The organism is Pseudomonas sp. NFIX28, from assembly GCF_900107395.1.
Classification (GTDB): domain Bacteria; phylum Pseudomonadota; class Gammaproteobacteria; order Pseudomonadales; family Pseudomonadaceae; genus Aquipseudomonas.
Map to the genome: position 1 here is coordinate 401,702 of NZ_FNPW01000002.1, position 14,513 is coordinate 416,214.

Genomic DNA, 14,513 nt, shown 5'->3' on the forward strand with positions numbered 1-14,513 from the left:
CAGGTCACTCAAAGAGCCATTGGCACAGTTGTCGATCGGCTTCGTGCAGGGTTGTTTCGCGCTCGGGGTGCCACATGATGCCGGCCACCTTGAGGTGGGTATGCACCAGGGCCTCGCAGTTCCCGGCAGCGTCCACGGCCCAGGGGCGCAGGGCGGCGGGCAGCGGCTCGAGCAACTGTTTGCCGTGGAAGGAATTGACCGAGCGCGAAGCGGCCTGGCCCTGTAGCCAGGGCAGCCCGTCGGCGGCCAGCAAGTTGATGCGGTGGCGCTGCGCGACGTGCACGCTGCGGTCGGCCTCGGTCAGCTGGCCGCCGAAAAAGCTGTGGATCAGTTGCAGCCCGCGGCACACCCCGAGCACTGGCAGCCGCTCGGCCAGGCAGTGGGCAAGCAGCGCCTGTTCGCTCCGGTCGCGCAACGGGTCGTCGCCGAGGTCGTCGCCACCACTGAAAATCAGCCCTTGCACGCCCTGGTCCCGGGCATAGGCCACGGTGTCGTCGCCCAGGTTGGGCAACAGCAGCCATTGGTGGCCGCAGCCCAGCTCGCTGAAAAAGCGGTACCAGTCCCTGGCCAGGCCATCGCGCGGTTCATGGTAGGCCTGCGGGTTGCAGGTTCGCAGGGTGATACCGAGGCGTTTCATGGCTGCACCGGGTTCAGGGTCTTGTCGCGGCAGTTCAGGGCGATCCGTGGGCTGCGCAGGATCCGGTTGAACAGCTGCTCGCCGCAGCCGATGGCCGCCGGGATGCCGAACTCGGCGCAGCGGATGGCCATGTGCGAATTGGCCCCGCCGTATTGGGTGACGAGCCCGACGATGCCCCGGGTAAAGACCCAGTCGTAGCCGGGGTCGGCGTTTTCGATGCAGACGATCTTGCCTTTGAGCGGTGCCGAGGCCGGGGTGTCCTGGCGCAAGTGCATGCCGTTGGCTTCGATGTTCTGCCGGGTGATGAAGTTGGGCAGGCTGCGATGCAGCGGCGCGACGAACACATCGTCGACCGTGCTGATCAGATGCCCGAGTTTCAGCGAGATGCCCTGTTCATAGCTGCGCCGTGCCTGGCTGGCCGACTCCAGCAGGACGCGGTCGGTGTCGTCCATCAGCGGTGCGGTGAGGCTGTCGAGCAAGGGGTGGATATCCAGAAAGGACAGGTCTTCCCGGGCCAGGCCGACGTCGGCGCCCCAGTTCACCAACAGTTGCAGGGCATCGGACAGGTCGCGGGTGAACACCAGCTTGGCGTATTCCCGGGCCTGGATGGCCTGGCTGGCATAGTCCAGCAGGTGTTCGGCGGTCAGCGGCCAATTTTGCTCGTCGATCAGCCGTTGCAGGGCCTGGCGTTCTTCGGTTTGCAATTGGAATGTCGCCTGCGGGCCTTCGCCGAGTGCCAGCTCGACGGTCGTTGCGGCGAACAGGTCGTGGCGTTCGTCATATCGCAACGAGGTGATGTCGTAGGTGCCGGGGCGCAGATGGCCGAACTTGGCGACGAAGGCCGGCAGGGCCCGGGCGTCGGCGCAGACCTGGGCGTATTCGCCGATCAGTTCGGTAGTGACGGTGCGGATCGACTGCTTCCAGGCCAGCAGGCGCTCATCGCTCAGGGCGCCTCGGCGACAGGCCGAGCGCAGCAGGGCTTCGGCGATGAAGGCATGCCGGGCGAGTATGGCGAACGGCAGCGTGCCTTCCTCGCGGCAGTCGTGCAGCAGGCGCTGGATGCTATCGAGACCTGCCGGCAGGGCATCGAGACGGCGGCTTTGCTGGCGGCTTTCGTGAGTGCGCACCTGATCGAGCAAGGGCGGCAGCGCTCCGGCGCCAGCGCCGGTCAGCGCCCGCAGCGTCAACTGGTCGAGGGCCGCGCGATAGGCCTGTTGTTCGGCGGTGCTGAGGCAGTCGCCGTACCGCTCGGCGAAGTCGGCGTCGAAGGTGAAGTCCAGGCAGGTCTGGACGATGTCGAATTCGATCTTGTCGTGCCATTGCGGGTGGGCTTGCAGGCGCTGCAGCCAGGCGTCGACCAATTTACTGCACAGCCCCGGCTCCAGGCCCGCCGGCAGGAGGGAGTTGAAGCTGCAGCGCACGTCGATGTACGGGTGATGGCCCAGCATCACCATCAGCGCCTGGTGCCGCGGATGGTGATAACCCATCAGGGCGCGCGCTTCGCGCCAGGTCGAATCCGTCACCAGGCGGCGATACAGCGATGCCGCCAGCGGGCGCGGGGTGGTGCCGATGATTTCCGCCGGGTTCCAGTCGGGCATGACCCCCAGCAAGGTGCTGTCGCCATACAGGCCGGCCTGGGGGGCCAGGCGTTTGCCGAGGAAGCCCTGGAGGTGCTCGAGCTGGCGCGCCACCCGCCGTTCGGTGACCGGGTGCCAGGTGTTGCACAAGGTGATGCGCCGCACTTGCAGCACATACACCTGCTGGTGGCGGTCGACGGCGAATTCGATGTCCAGCGGCACCTTGCCGCACAGCGTTTCCAGTTCCCTGCAGGCATCGATCACTGCCTGCAGGCGCGGGGAGCGCAGTTGGCTGCTGGCGGTGTCGCGGTAGACCAGCACGGTTTTCTGGATGCCCTGGCCGCCGGTGATGGTGTCGGTCAGCCCGCTCTCATCGTCGTAATTCACCACGTAGTAAGGGGCGCCGTGCTCCAGGTCGTGGGTCATGACCACGCCGCTCATCTGGATCGAGGTCAGCATCGGCTGGATCAGGATCTGGTTGTCCTCGCAGCGGTGTTCGGCAAAGGACGCGATCACCTGCTCGATGGCTGCGCTCAAGGCCTGTGGCGCGGTGGCGCTGACATTCAGGCAGCTGGTGAACAGGCCGGCCATCGAACTGTTGAAGCCGTCCTCGTTTTGCGCGCTGCTGCGCACGATCACGCAACCGCCATGCTCCATCCGGGCAATGTTCTGCAGCACGTCCGCGGGGGCCTCTTGCCACTGGCGCGCGGTGAAGAAATACAGCGGCAGGATCCGCGAGCGGGTGACCCGTGGTTGCAGGCGCTCCAGGGTTTCAGACTTGGTCCCGAAACGAACGGTGTTGTCGGCAGCCTGGTTCATGACGCGTCCTCATGCTTGTCCACCGTCAGCAACGCCAGGTGTTTGAGCAGCGGGTGGATGATGAAGTAGGGCGGCTTCTCGGCCTCGGCCGGCAGGGGCCGCAGGGCTCGCTCGCCTTCGCGTCGCCAGTGGCGCAAGACTTCCACCAGCAGGTCGGCGCGGATCGCATTGTCGTACAGGTAGTCGACGTCCATGCCGGGCGGCGGCAGCGGATAGGCCTTGCGCGCCAGCACCGGGCCGGTGTCGATCTGCTCATCGAGCAGCAGGGCGCTGGCGGCGCATTCGCGCTGTTCGATGATCTGGTAATACAAAGTGGTGCTGCCGCGATAATCCGGCAGCCAGCCGGAGTGGATATGCAGCACCGGATAGCGGCTCAGCAGGGCCGCGGGCACCAGTTGCCCGCCGTAGCCAGAGTAGACCAGCAGGTCTGGGGCCTGGCGGGCAATGCATGCCAGCAGTTGCGGGTCGTCGAGCGCCTGGGTCGGGCATACCTCGTGGGGCCAGCCCAGCGCGGCCAGGCAGGTCTCGACGTCCTGGCTCAGGTCTGGGCAGAAAAGCCCGGCAAGCGGTTGTACCCGCAGCTCACGGGTAGTTTGCAAGGCGCCGCCGCCCTGGCCGTAGACAATCACGGCTTCAGGCTCGATACCCGCCGCCGCCAAGCCTTGCAGATAGGCGACCGAACGCGCGGTGCGGGCGCAGAGGACCAACAGGCGCGCGCGACTCATAAGCCGGCCTGCCGGGCGACGCTGGCCAGTACCTGTTGCTCCTGGCCCAGCAGCCAGGCCAGGTAGGCGCCCTGGTCCGGTTCCAGGCGCGCCTGTTGCGACACCAGCGTGTCGGTCAGTTTCAGCAGGCCGCTGAGGTAATAGGCCGCGCCGCTCGCTTGCCAGCCGTGGAGCATGCATTCGGCCAGCAACAGGTAAGGCTGTAGGCAGCTGTAGCTGCTCTGCGGCAGCGGACGGTGCGGCGCTGCGGCTTCGTAGCCGGCATACAGGCGTTTGCTCACTTCGAACTTCTTCAGCAGGCGCGGCAGCCAGTAAGCGGCCAGCGGGCCGGATACGCCGGCACGCATTTCCAGGCACAGGTGGCTTAGCAGCGTTTTGCTGTCTTCGGCATGCGCCGCGCCGTGCGGGTGCAGCGCGGGCAAGGCCGGCGCCGGCAGGGCGGCACATGCGGCCAGGCGCGAGGCGCGCCAGGCGTCGACGAAGGCGTGGCCCTGGAAACTGCTGTAGCGGTAGGTTTGCGGGGTTTCCAGCAGGTCCCCGTCGCTGTAGGCGTAGTTCAGCATGGCGACGGATACCCGCAGAGCTGGCGAATGCGTTCTACGTAACCGGCGATATCTTCGGGCTGGTGACGGTTGTGCAGCACCAGGTCCGGACGTTGCGGCGGCGGGTATTCAATGTCCACGCCCACCACGTTGCTCTGTTCGCCTCGCAGGGCGGACTGGTAGAGGCCCTTGTTGTCACGGCTGACCAGGGTGCTCAGCGGCACATCGACGAACACTTCGCGGTAGCTGGAGAACCGCTGCCGGTTGTCGTCGCTGATGTCCTGGAACATCGACAGGATGCAGCAGACCACATCGATGCCCTGGCCATCGAGCCAGCCGCACAGGGCCTGGATCCGCTCGGCATTGACCCGGCGTCCGGCGACGCTATAGGCGTCCGCCTGCTGGTCATGGCGAAACAGCGCGCGAATCTCGTCGCCGTCGACGAATACCGTCTGCGGCCGTTGCGCTTTCAAGCTGGCGTACAAGGCCTGGCCAATGGTGGTTTTACCTGCGCCCGACATGCCGACCAGCCAGATCACCATGCTTTCACCCCTGCTTGAGTATGTTTTCGATGTTGCGCAGCGCCAATACCGCCAGCTCCGCCGAGAAACCGTAGCTGGGAGCGAAGTAATGGCGGCGCAGACGCTGGCGGACCGCAGCCTGTTGTTGCCAGAGGGCCTCGTCCCCCAGCAGGTCAGCCAATTGCCAGCGCGCCTCGGGGTCGAGGTTGACGATGTCGTTGCGCAACAGCACGTCGGGCGACTCTTCGCCGGTCAGCGCATCCCGCTCGGCGCCCGGCACGTTCAACAGCAGCAGGTTTTTGTCCAGGTACAGGGCGCCGAACGCGGTTCCGCCGTAGTCCGAAACCACATAGTCGGCGCATCGGAACAGGCTCAGGTTGTCATAGACCCGGGTGATCACCGCCGTGAACGGGTATTGCCCGAGAATGCCCAGCGCCTCGGGATCGGCCGCGGCCGACAGCGGGTGGGTTTTCACGATGACGTTGTAGCGATCGCACAACCCGGCCATGGCGTCGGCGAAGCGGCTGATCGACGACAGTTCCAGCCAGGTCGGCAGCCACAGAACGGTCTTTTTCGCCGGGTCCAGGGCCAGGTCCGCCGGGCGCGTGCCTTGCAGCGAGGCTTCGCGGAAGTAGGCGTCGTAGCGCGGGTAGCCCATCTGGAAGGTCACCGCATCGCAGCATTCGCGCAAGCGCTCGGCCTGCCACGGGCCGAAGCACAGGATCAGGTCGTAGTGCTGGTTCCAGCTGGAAAAGTTGTGTTTGTACTTGCCCAGCGCATACATGAAACGCACCTGGCGATGGCCCAGCGCCTTGATCATCGGCTGCGAGCCGTGGTCGTACATGCTGTGGTTGGACACCACCACGTCATAGCGGTGGCTGGCCTTGATCACATCCAGGCTGCCGTGACAGCTGTAGCCCAGGGCGCCAATCAGTTCGCGGCTTTGCGCACGCTCTTCACGGGAGCCATGCAGGACCACATCGAAAGCGTCGGCCCCCAGCAGGCTCCAGACCGCCTGATAGTGATTGAGCATCTCGGCGGTATGAACGAAGAAAGCCAAGCGACTGAAGGGTTTTGGCGCGGTCATGGGGGCTACCTGGTACACGACGGAAATAAGTCGAGGGCAAGCATTCTCGTTATTTTGTGGCGTTGCGGGTCATGGCGCGCCGGAGGGGGCCAGGATCGCAAGCGTCAGACATGTTATCGGCAGGGCAGGGTGAAATGAACGGGCAGGGCTGAAAATCTTTGTTGGCAGGCCCCGGCGCGACCGGTAGCAAGGTTGCACGGTCAAGCCGGGGCGCAGGAGTGCGGCTGAATGGGCTTATTGCTCGCTCGGATTGAGCTTCGATTCCAGCTCGGCGACCTTCGCCTCGAGGCTTTCCAGGCGGGCCCGGGTGCGGGCCAGGACGACCATCTGGCTGTCGAATTCTTCCCGGCTGACCAGGTCCAGCTTGCTGAAGCCACTTTGCAGCAGGGCCTTGAACTGGCTTTCGATTTCGGCGCGGGGCAGTGGGGTGTCGCCGCTGAACAGACGGGCGGCATGGCCGCTCAGGGCATCGAGGAGGTCTTTGGGCGCGAGCATGGGAAGTGTCCTGAAAACAATGGCGGGCAGTGTATCACGCACTGTCTATAGTCAATCGGCAGGCGGAGATGCACGCTTTTCGCGCATAGCGTCGGGCAGTGGCGCACCGTTGTTGTGCGTATCCGTGGTGATGCTGGCGAAGTGATTTCCGCTGCGACGGCCAAGGGACTGAAATCAGTGGGTTTTCACGATATGGCAAGGTTTCTGCTTAGTCGCTGATGACCCATGCACTGATGCAGTCGCTGTGACGAATGCAGTGCGGCAGGCGGAGCGGGGAAGTGTTTCGTCAGGAGCGGTTAGCTGGCGTCGGTCTGGCCGAGGAAGGCCGACGATGCGTTACAAAGCCAGGCACTGCGCTTAGACTTGAGTCGGGTTTGTTTTCCTGGGGCAAGTCCACCAATTCGGGAGAAAGTTTCATGAAGCTAGTCACTGCCATCATTAAGCCGTTCAAGTTGGACGACGTGCGCGAGTCGCTGTCCGAGATCGGCGTGCAGGGCATTACCGTTACCGAGGTCAAGGGCTTCGGCCGGCAGAAGGGGCACACCGAGCTGTATCGCGGCGCGGAGTACGTAGTCGACTTCCTGCCCAAGGTGAAGATCGATGTCGCCATTGACGACAAGGATCTTGATCGGGTGATCGAGGCGATAACCAAGGCCGCCAACACCGGCAAGATCGGCGACGGCAAGATCTTCGTGGTCAATCTGGAACAGGCTATTCGCATCCGTACCGGCGAAACCGATACCGACGCCATCTAAGCCGCCCCAAACCCAACGCCCCAGGAGAAAACAATATGACTCTGCGTAAAAACGCAGGGCTAGGAGCCCTGTTGACCTTCGTAATGCCCTGCCTGGCCATGGCGGCGGACGAAGCGGCTGCTCCAGCCCTCAATTCCGGCGACACCGCCTGGATGCTGACCTCGACGGCCCTGGTGCTGTTCATGACCATTCCCGGCCTGGCGCTGTTCTACGGCGGCATGGTGCGCTCTAAAAACATTCTTTCCGTGATGATGCAGTGCTTCGCCATTACCGGTCTGATCAGCATCCTGTGGGTCATTTATGGCTACAGCATTGCGTTCGACACCACCGGCATGGAGCAGGGCGTCGTCAACTTCAACTCCTTCGTCGGCGGCATGGGCAAGGCATTCCTGGCCGGCGTCACCCCGGCGAGCCTGACCGGCCCGGCGGCGCTGTTCCCCGAAGCGGTGTTCATCACCTTCCAGATGACCTTCGCCATCATTACCCCGGCGCTGATCGTCGGTGCCTTCGCCGAGCGGATGAAGTTCTCCGCGATGCTGATCTTCATGGCCATCTGGTTCACCCTGGTCTATGCACCGATCGCGCACATGGTCTGGTCCGGCAACGGCGGCCTGATGTGGGACTGGGGCGTGCTGGACTTCGCCGGCGGCACCGTGGTGCACATCAACGCCGGTATCGCCGGCCTGGTGGCCTGCCTGGTACTGGGCAAGCGCAAGGGTTTCCCGACCACCCCGATGGCGCCGCACAACCTGGGCTATACCCTGATGGGCGCGGCCATGCTGTGGATCGGCTGGTTCGGCTTCAACGCCGGTTCCGCCGCGGCCGCCAACGGCACCGCCGGCATGGCGATGCTGGTGACCCAGATCGCTACCGCCGCCGCAGCGCTGGGCTGGATGTTCGCCGAGTGGCTGACCCACGGTAAGCCAAGCGCACTGGGCATCGCCTCGGGCGTGGTGGCCGGCCTGGTGGCGATCACGCCTGCCGCCGGCACCGTCGGCCCAATGGGCGCCCTGGTGATCGGCCTGGCAGCGGGCGTGGTGTGCTTCTTCTGCGCCACCACCCTGAAACGCAAGCTGGGCTACGACGACTCCCTGGACGCCTTCGGCGTGCACGGTATCGGCGGTATCCTCGGCGCGATCCTCACCGGTGTGTTCGCCGCACCAGCGCTGGGTGGCTTCGGCACCGTGACCGACATCGCCGCGCAAGTGTGGATTCAGTGCAAAGGCGTGGGCTTCACGGTCATCTACACCGCGATCGTGACCTTCGTCATTCTCAAGGTGCTGGATATGATCATGGGGCTGCGTGTCACCGAGGAAGAAGAGTCGGTCGGCCTCGACCTGGCGCAACACAACGAGCGCGGTTACAACCTGTAATCCCGCGAGAAAAAAATGCCCGGCTTGCCGGGCATTTTTTTGCCTGCGTTTTGTCATTGAGAGAGCTGAAAGGTTTTTTCCAGAGCTTGTCAGCCAGTTTGGCGAGCGCTTTTTTTTCGGGTCAATGGCTTACAGCATTGGAGGAATATTCGGCACTTTGTTTTTTTCCAGAGCACGCTAGAATGCGCGCCGAATGTGCGGAGAACTGTATGTGGCAACAGACTCTGATTACCCTGCGGGCAAGGCCCCGGGGCTTTCATCTGGTAACGGACGAGTTGCTCGCCGGCCTGCCTGAACTGAAGGCATGTCGGGTCGGTCTGTTGCATTTGTGGCTGCAGCATACCTCGGCCTCGTTGACCATCAACGAGAATGCCGACCCTGCGGTTCGTCGTGACTTCGAACGCTTTTTCAACACCCTGGTGCCTCAAGGCATGGCCGGGTATGAACATGACGACGAAGGGCCCGATGATCTGCCGGCGCACTTCAAGGCCAGTTTGCTAGGCTGTCAATTGAGCTTGCCGGTCTCGGCGGGTCGCTTGGCGTTAGGCAGCTGGCAAGGCGTTTATCTGGGCGAGCACCGTGATCATGGCGGTGCCCGCAAAGTCCTTGCCACCTTGCACGGTGATAAGGCATAAGCCGCTGGTTATCAGCGGATGTTGATTTTTTTCCAGCGGCCTTCGACAGTCGGCTCAGCTGGGCTATAACTAATCTGCTTTTCGCAAGTCATGAGGTAGAACATGAGCGACGATGATCTGGAAAACGACGACCTCGAAGTAGGCGACGAAGACGAAACCGAAGAAGGTCTTGAAGCGACCGCCGACGATGTGGTGGAAGACGATGGCAGTGATGTTCCTGCCCCGACCGCCAAAGGCAAGGCCAAGGCTGCCGTATCGGTAGACGAACTGCCGAGTGTCGAAGCCAAGAACAAAGAGCGTGATGCACTGGCGCGCGCCATGGAAGAATTCCTGGCCCGTGGCGGTAAAGTGCAGGAAGTCGAGGCCAATGTGGTCGCCGACCCGCCCAAGAAGCCTGATAACAAGTACGGTAGCCGGCCTATCTAAGCGCCAGCCACTTGCTTGCTGAAAAAGCCCGCCGTCGCTGCGGGCTTTTTCATGGGCGTCTGTTGGGCGATGGCGCGACGTCGCGGTAACCGCGAGGGTGCCGTCAGCTGCCGCGGTGCCAGCGCGCCAGCAGTTTCGGCAGTTCGGTCAGGCTGCGGATTTCCGCGTCCGGCAGCCGGTCGGCCTCCCAGGTCTTGCCGGTCGGGTTAAACCAGATGGCCCGCAGGCCGGCCTGCTGCGCCCCGGCAATGTCGTCGCCGGGGTGGTCGCCGATGTGCACGGCGGTGTCCGGTGTCGCCTCGCCTCGTTGCAGGGCCTCGTGAAACAGCCGCGAATCGGGCTTGGCAATGCCGATGTCTTCGGCGCACAGGGCGAACTTGAAATAATCCGCCAGCCCCAGGCGGCGCACGTCGGCGTTGCCGTTGGTGACTACGCCCAGTGCGAAGTGGTTGGCCAGCGCCTCCAAGGTCGGCAGCACCTCGGGAAAGATCTCCAGCTGATGCCGCGCCTGCAGGAACACTTCAAAACCCTGCTCGGCCAGTGCGTTGGCCCGGTCCTGGGCGTAGCCGGCTTCCTCCAGCGCATGGAACAGGACTCGGCGACGCAGCGCGCTGATGCGGTACCTGAGCCCCGGGTCGTTGTTCAGCACCCGTTCGCGAATGGCCCACAGATGTTCCACCGGCACGCCGCCCAGCTGCGGGGCGTGGTCGGTCAGCCACTGGCGCAGCACGGCTTCGGCGCTGACGATCACGGGCGCGGTATCCCACAGCGTGTCGTCGAGGTCGAAGGTGATCAGCTTGATCGTCATTACTCACCGCCTTTGTTGCGTTTGGCCCGTGGGTGGGCGCTGTCGTAGACCGCTGCCAGGTGCTGGAAATCCAGGTGGGTATAGATCTGCGTGGTCTTGATATCCGAGTGCCCCAGCAGCTCCTGCACCGCGCGCAGGTCCTGGGAGGATTCCAGCAGGTGGCTGGCGAAGGAATGGCGCAGCATGTGCGGATGCAGGTTCTGTCCCAGCTCGCGCTCGCCGGCGGCCTTGACCCGCAGCTGGATCGCCCGGGGGCCCAGGCGGCGGCCCTGTTGGCTGACGAACACCGCGTCGTCCGGCGGGTTGCTCAGCGCCCGCAGCGGCAGCCACAGCTGCAATGCCTCGCGGGCCTTCTTGCCGATCGGCAGGACCCGGGTCTTGCTGCCTTTGCCGTGCACCTGCACCAGGCCATCGGCCAGGTCCAACTGTTCGAGGTCCAAACTGGTCAGCTCCGACAGGCGCAGCCCGGAGGAGTAGAACAGCTCGAGAATCGCCTGGTCGCGGTGCGCGAGGAAATCGTCCTCCACGGCGCCGTCGAGCAATTGCAGGGCGCGGTCGGTGTCCAGGGTCTTGGGTAGGCGGCGTTCACCCTTGGGCGGCGCCAGGCCGTTGGCCGGGTCGTGATTGCACAGGCCTTCGCGGTTCAGATAGTGATACAGGCCGCGCACCGCGGAGAGCAGGCGCGCCAGGCTGCGGGAAGATTGGCCCTGCTGGTGCAGGCGCGCGATCATGCTGCGCAGACCCTGGATGTCCAGGTCGGACCAGCTGCAAACCTGCTGCTTGGCGCAGAAGGCCAGGACTTTTTCCAGGTCGCGGCGGTAGGCCTGCAGCGTATGGGGCGACACTTGGCGCTCACTGCGCAGGTGCTCGCAGTAGGCGTCCAGTTGTCGTTCCATGGTCAGCGAACCGAGCGTAGTGAGTGAGTGAAGCGCGGCAGCACACGGCCCATGACTTCGGCGATATAGCTGAGGAACAGTGTCCCCACCGAGCTTTTGTAGTGCTGCGGGTCGCGGCTGGCGATGGCCAGCACGCCGTGCATGCCCTGGTGGGCGATGGCGACCACGGCGCTCGAGCCGATCTGCCGGCGCTGTTCTTCGCCGAACAGGAAGTCCAGTTCATGCTCGCGCAGGCTGCCGCTGACGCTCTTGCCTTCGGTCAGCAAGCCGCCAATGGCGGCCTGGGCGTCGGCCGCGGTGACCCAACGGCCCACCGGCATGGCGTTGTCGCTGAACAGGATCAGGCTCACGAAAGGCACCTGGAAATCCTGGCGCAGGCTGTCTTCGACGCTCATCACCACGTCTTCCAGGCTGTTGGCATCCATCAGCGCCAGGATCAGGCGGCGGGTCTTCTCGAAGAGCCGGTCGTTGTCCCGGGCCACATCCATCAGCTGCGAGAGCCGATGGCGCATCTCGATGTTGCGCTCGCGCAGGATCTTCATCTGCCGTTCCACCAGCGAGATGGTATCGCCACGCTGATGGGGAATGCGCAGCGCCGGGAGCAGTTCTTCATGTTCGACGAAGAAGTCCGGATGCGCCTCCAGATAGGCGGCGATCGCCGCCGCTTCGAGGTTTTCGGAAGGCGACTCGTCGGGCTTTTCGGCTGGAACCTGAGGCTGATCAGTCATGGTTTTCGCTCATTCAAAGACGCACCTGTCCTTCGTATACGCGCACTGCCGGGCCGGTCATTTTCACCGGTTGGCCTGGGCCTGCCCATTCGATGGACAGGCGCCCGCCCGGCAGGTCGATCAATAGCGGCGAATCCATCCACCCCTGGCTGATCGCGGCCACTGCGGCGGCGCAGGCGCCGGTACCGCAGGCCTGGGTTTCCCCGGCGCCACGTTCCCAGACCCGCAGCTGCGCGCGCTGGCGGTCGATGACCTGGATGAAGCCGACATTGACCCGAGCCGGGAAGCGCGGGTGATGCTCGATCTTCGGCCCCAGCTCATGCACCGGCGCGCTGTTGATGTCGTTGACCCGCAGCACCGCATGGGGGTTACCCATGGACACCGCGGCCAGCTCGACGGTCTGGCCGTCGACTTCGACCTGGTAGCTCAGGGCCTGGGCCGGCGCCACGAATGGAATCTGCTCGGGCACCAGGCGCGGCGCGCCCATGTCGACGCTGATCTGACCGTCGTTGCGCACATCCAGTTCGATGATGCCGCTTTTGGTCTCGACGCGGATCTGGCGCTTGGTGGTCAGGCGCTTGTCCAGGACAAAACGGGCGAAACAGCGGGCACCGTTGCCGCATTGCTCCACTTCGGAACCGTCGGCATTGAAGATCCGGTAGCGGAAATCCACATCCGGGTTGCTCGGCGCCTCGACGATCAGCAGTTGGTCGAAACCGATGCCGGTATGGCGATCGCCCCATTGCTTGGCATGTTTGGGCAGGATGTGCGCGTGCTGGCTGACCAGGTCGAGGACCATGAAGTCATTGCCCAGGCCGTGCATCTTGGTAAAACGCAGCAGCATGGTTTTACTCCGGCAGCAGGCTTTCGCCAGCAAACAACTCGGCTACCGTCTCGCGGCGACGCACTTCAACAGCCTGTTCACCATCGACCAGCACTTCGGCAGCGCGACCGCGGGTGTTGTAGTTGGAGCTCATGACGAAACCGTAGGCACCGGCCGAATGCACGGCCAACAGGTCGCCTTCCTCCAGCGCAAGCGAACGTTCCTTGGCCAGGAAGTCGCCGGTTTCGCAGATCGGACCGACGATGTCGTAGATACGTGCCTGGCCATCGCGTGGGCGCACGGCGCTGACGTCCATCCAGGCCTGGTACAGGGCCGGGCGGATCAGGTCGTTCATCGCCGCGTCGACGATGGCGAAGTCCTTGTGTTCGGTGTGCTTGAGGTACTCGACCCGGGTCAGCAACACGCCGGCGTTGGCGACGATGAAACGACCGGGTTCGAAGACCAGTGCCAGGTCGCGGCCGTCGAGGCGCTCGCGCACGGCCTTGATGTAGTCGGCGGCCAGCGGTGGCTCTTCATCGCGATAACGCACGCCCAGGCCGCCACCGAGGTCGATATGGCGCAGGTAGATACCGCATTCGCCCAGGCGGTCGACCAGGTCCAGCAGGCGGTCGAGGGCATCGATGAAGGGGGCCAGGGTGGTCAGTTGCGAGCCGATATGGCAATCGACGCCGACCACTTCCAGGTTCGGCAACTGAGCCGCGCGGATGTACACGTCTTCGGCATCGGCGATGGCGATGCCGAACTTGTTTTCCTTCAGACCGGTGGAAATGTACGGGTGGGTGCCGGCGTCGACATCCGGGTTGACCCGCAGCGAGACCGGCGCGCGAACGCCCAGCTCGGCTGCGACCTGTTGCAGGCGCTCCAGCTCGTCGCTGGATTCGACGTTGAAACAGTGCACGCCGACTTCCAGGGCGCGACGCATGTCGTCACGGGTCTTGCCGACACCGGAGAAGACAATCTTGTCGGCCGCGCCGCCGGCGGCCAGGACGCGTTCCAGCTCGCCCCGGGAAACGATGTCGAAACCGGCGCCCAGTCGCGCCAGGACATTGAGTACGCCCAGGTTGGAGTTGGCCTTTACCGCGAAGCAGACCAGATGCGGCATGCCGGCGAGAGCATCGGCGTACGCGTGGTACTGCGCTTCAATGTGCGCTCGGGAATAGACGTAGGTCGGCGTGCCAAAGCGTTCGGCAATGGCGGACAACGCTACACCTTCCGCGAACAGCTGCCCGTCGCGGTAGTTAAAAGCGTCCATGGAGTTCCCTTAGTTGGTGTCGTGCTTGTGCGACTGCGAGTGACCCTGGTCTTCAGCGGATTTGCTGTCATCGGGAAGATACAGCGGACCTTTTTGGCCGCAGGCAGTGACAAGGCAGGCAACCGCGACGAGCGCAGCAAGGGAAGAGATCAGGCGCTTCATGGCGAAATCCTTGAGAATGCGTTAATTGCGCCCGAGTATACCGGCCACCCGACGGCTTGCCTATGCGCTGGAACACCCGTCCGGCGGGCCTTTGCCCTGGGCGAAGGCGCTGGGCGCGGCACTTGCGGGGATATTTTCCCCGCTGCCCGCGCCCTTGATCGGTATCCTTTGCATTCGCCCGGATGCGCCCGTATCTTGCGGCGCTTGAGCGTGAGTAGACACTTTTCGAGG

At 64.0% G+C, this 14,513-nt stretch carries 17 protein-coding genes; 4 read left to right on the plus strand and 13 right to left on the minus strand.

The annotated features are described in order from the left end of the window. Positions 1 to 4 precede the first annotated feature (4 nt). From BLV20_RS05300 to BLV20_RS05330, 7 genes are all read right to left on the minus strand, one after another. Positions 5 to 637 (minus strand): gamma-glutamyl-gamma-aminobutyrate hydrolase family protein, encoded by a 633-nt coding sequence (locus BLV20_RS05300; RefSeq protein ID WP_092297942.1) that lies wholly within the window; start codon positions 635 to 637, stop codon positions 5 to 7. Next, positions 634 to 3,033: a PEP/pyruvate-binding domain-containing protein gene (locus BLV20_RS05305; protein WP_092297945.1), complete on the minus strand. Its 2,400-nt coding sequence runs from the start codon at positions 3,031 to 3,033 to the stop codon at positions 634 to 636. Before BLV20_RS05305 ends, BLV20_RS05300 begins: the two co-directional genes overlap by 4 nt. Continuing rightward, positions 3,030 to 3,758: a formyltransferase family protein gene (locus tag BLV20_RS05310; protein WP_092297948.1), complete on the minus strand. Its 729-nt coding sequence runs from the start codon at positions 3,756 to 3,758 to the stop codon at positions 3,030 to 3,032. Before BLV20_RS05310 ends, BLV20_RS05305 begins: the two co-directional genes overlap by 4 nt. Continuing rightward, positions 3,755 to 4,321, minus strand: a complete 567-nt coding sequence (locus BLV20_RS05315; RefSeq protein WP_092297951.1) for a hypothetical protein — start codon at positions 4,319 to 4,321, stop codon at positions 3,755 to 3,757. The genes BLV20_RS05310 and BLV20_RS05315 overlap by 4 nt, the downstream gene beginning before the upstream one ends. Then, positions 4,315 to 4,842 (minus strand): adenylyl-sulfate kinase, encoded by a 528-nt coding sequence (locus BLV20_RS05320; protein ID WP_092297954.1) that lies wholly within the window; start codon positions 4,840 to 4,842, stop codon positions 4,315 to 4,317. Before BLV20_RS05320 ends, BLV20_RS05315 begins: the two co-directional genes overlap by 7 nt. A gap of 4 nt (positions 4,843 to 4,846) precedes the next feature. Further along, positions 4,847 to 5,908: a CDP-glycerol glycerophosphotransferase family protein gene (locus tag BLV20_RS05325; RefSeq protein ID WP_092297957.1), complete on the minus strand. Its 1,062-nt coding sequence runs from the start codon at positions 5,906 to 5,908 to the stop codon at positions 4,847 to 4,849. Between the two features lie 234 nt (positions 5,909 to 6,142). Further along, positions 6,143 to 6,403, minus strand: coding sequence for an accessory factor UbiK family protein (locus BLV20_RS05330; RefSeq protein WP_092297960.1), 261 nt, complete (start codon positions 6,401 to 6,403; stop codon positions 6,143 to 6,145). Between the two features lie 416 nt (positions 6,404 to 6,819). Here BLV20_RS05330 and glnK point away from each other — a divergent pair, with 416 nt between their 5' ends. The 4 genes from glnK to sutA all read left to right on the plus strand — a co-directional run bounded on the left by glnK (position 6,820) and on the right by sutA (position 9,592). Beyond that, entirely contained in the window at positions 6,820 to 7,158 is a 339-nt protein-coding gene (glnK, locus tag BLV20_RS05335) for a P-II family nitrogen regulator (RefSeq protein ID WP_002555808.1), read from the plus strand. Between the two features lie 35 nt (positions 7,159 to 7,193). Then, a complete protein-coding gene (locus BLV20_RS05340) occupies positions 7,194 to 8,531 on the plus strand; it encodes an ammonium transporter (protein ID WP_092297963.1) in 1,338 nt (445 codons plus the stop codon). A 209-nt stretch (positions 8,532 to 8,740) separates the two neighbouring features. Next, a complete protein-coding gene (locus BLV20_RS05345) occupies positions 8,741 to 9,166 on the plus strand; it encodes a secondary thiamine-phosphate synthase enzyme YjbQ (RefSeq protein ID WP_016703180.1) in 426 nt (141 codons plus the stop codon). 102 nt (positions 9,167 to 9,268) lie between these two features. Continuing rightward, positions 9,269 to 9,592: a transcriptional regulator SutA gene (sutA, locus tag BLV20_RS05350; RefSeq protein ID WP_092297966.1), complete on the plus strand. Its 324-nt coding sequence runs from the start codon at positions 9,269 to 9,271 to the stop codon at positions 9,590 to 9,592. 103 nt (positions 9,593 to 9,695) lie between these two features. On the opposite strand, the gene BLV20_RS05355 is transcribed toward sutA, so the two are convergent. The 6 genes from BLV20_RS05355 to BLV20_RS05380 are packed head-to-tail and all read right to left on the minus strand — an operon-like array spanning position 9,696 to position 14,282. Continuing rightward, positions 9,696 to 10,400, minus strand: coding sequence for an HAD family hydrolase (locus BLV20_RS05355; protein WP_092297969.1), 705 nt, complete (start codon positions 10,398 to 10,400; stop codon positions 9,696 to 9,698). Then, positions 10,400 to 11,296, minus strand: coding sequence for a tyrosine recombinase XerC (gene xerC / locus BLV20_RS05360; protein ID WP_087087575.1), 897 nt, complete (start codon positions 11,294 to 11,296; stop codon positions 10,400 to 10,402). The genes BLV20_RS05355 and xerC overlap by 1 nt, the downstream gene beginning before the upstream one ends. A 2-nt stretch (positions 11,297 to 11,298) precedes the next feature. Beyond that, positions 11,299 to 12,024, minus strand: coding sequence for a DUF484 family protein (locus BLV20_RS05365; RefSeq protein ID WP_092297972.1), 726 nt, complete (start codon positions 12,022 to 12,024; stop codon positions 11,299 to 11,301). A 13-nt stretch (positions 12,025 to 12,037) separates the two neighbouring features. Continuing rightward, complete coding sequence (dapF, locus tag BLV20_RS05370) at positions 12,038 to 12,868, minus strand: diaminopimelate epimerase (RefSeq protein ID WP_092297975.1); 831 nt, start codon at positions 12,866 to 12,868, stop codon at positions 12,038 to 12,040. Positions 12,869 to 12,872: 4 nt separating this feature from the next. Then, positions 12,873 to 14,120: a diaminopimelate decarboxylase gene (gene lysA, locus BLV20_RS05375; protein WP_092297978.1), complete on the minus strand. Its 1,248-nt coding sequence runs from the start codon at positions 14,118 to 14,120 to the stop codon at positions 12,873 to 12,875. Positions 14,121 to 14,129: 9 nt separating this feature from the next. Next, a complete protein-coding gene (locus tag BLV20_RS05380) occupies positions 14,130 to 14,282 on the minus strand; it encodes an LPS translocon maturation chaperone LptM (protein ID WP_092297980.1) in 153 nt (50 codons plus the stop codon). Between the last annotated feature and the right edge of the window lie 231 nt (positions 14,283 to 14,513).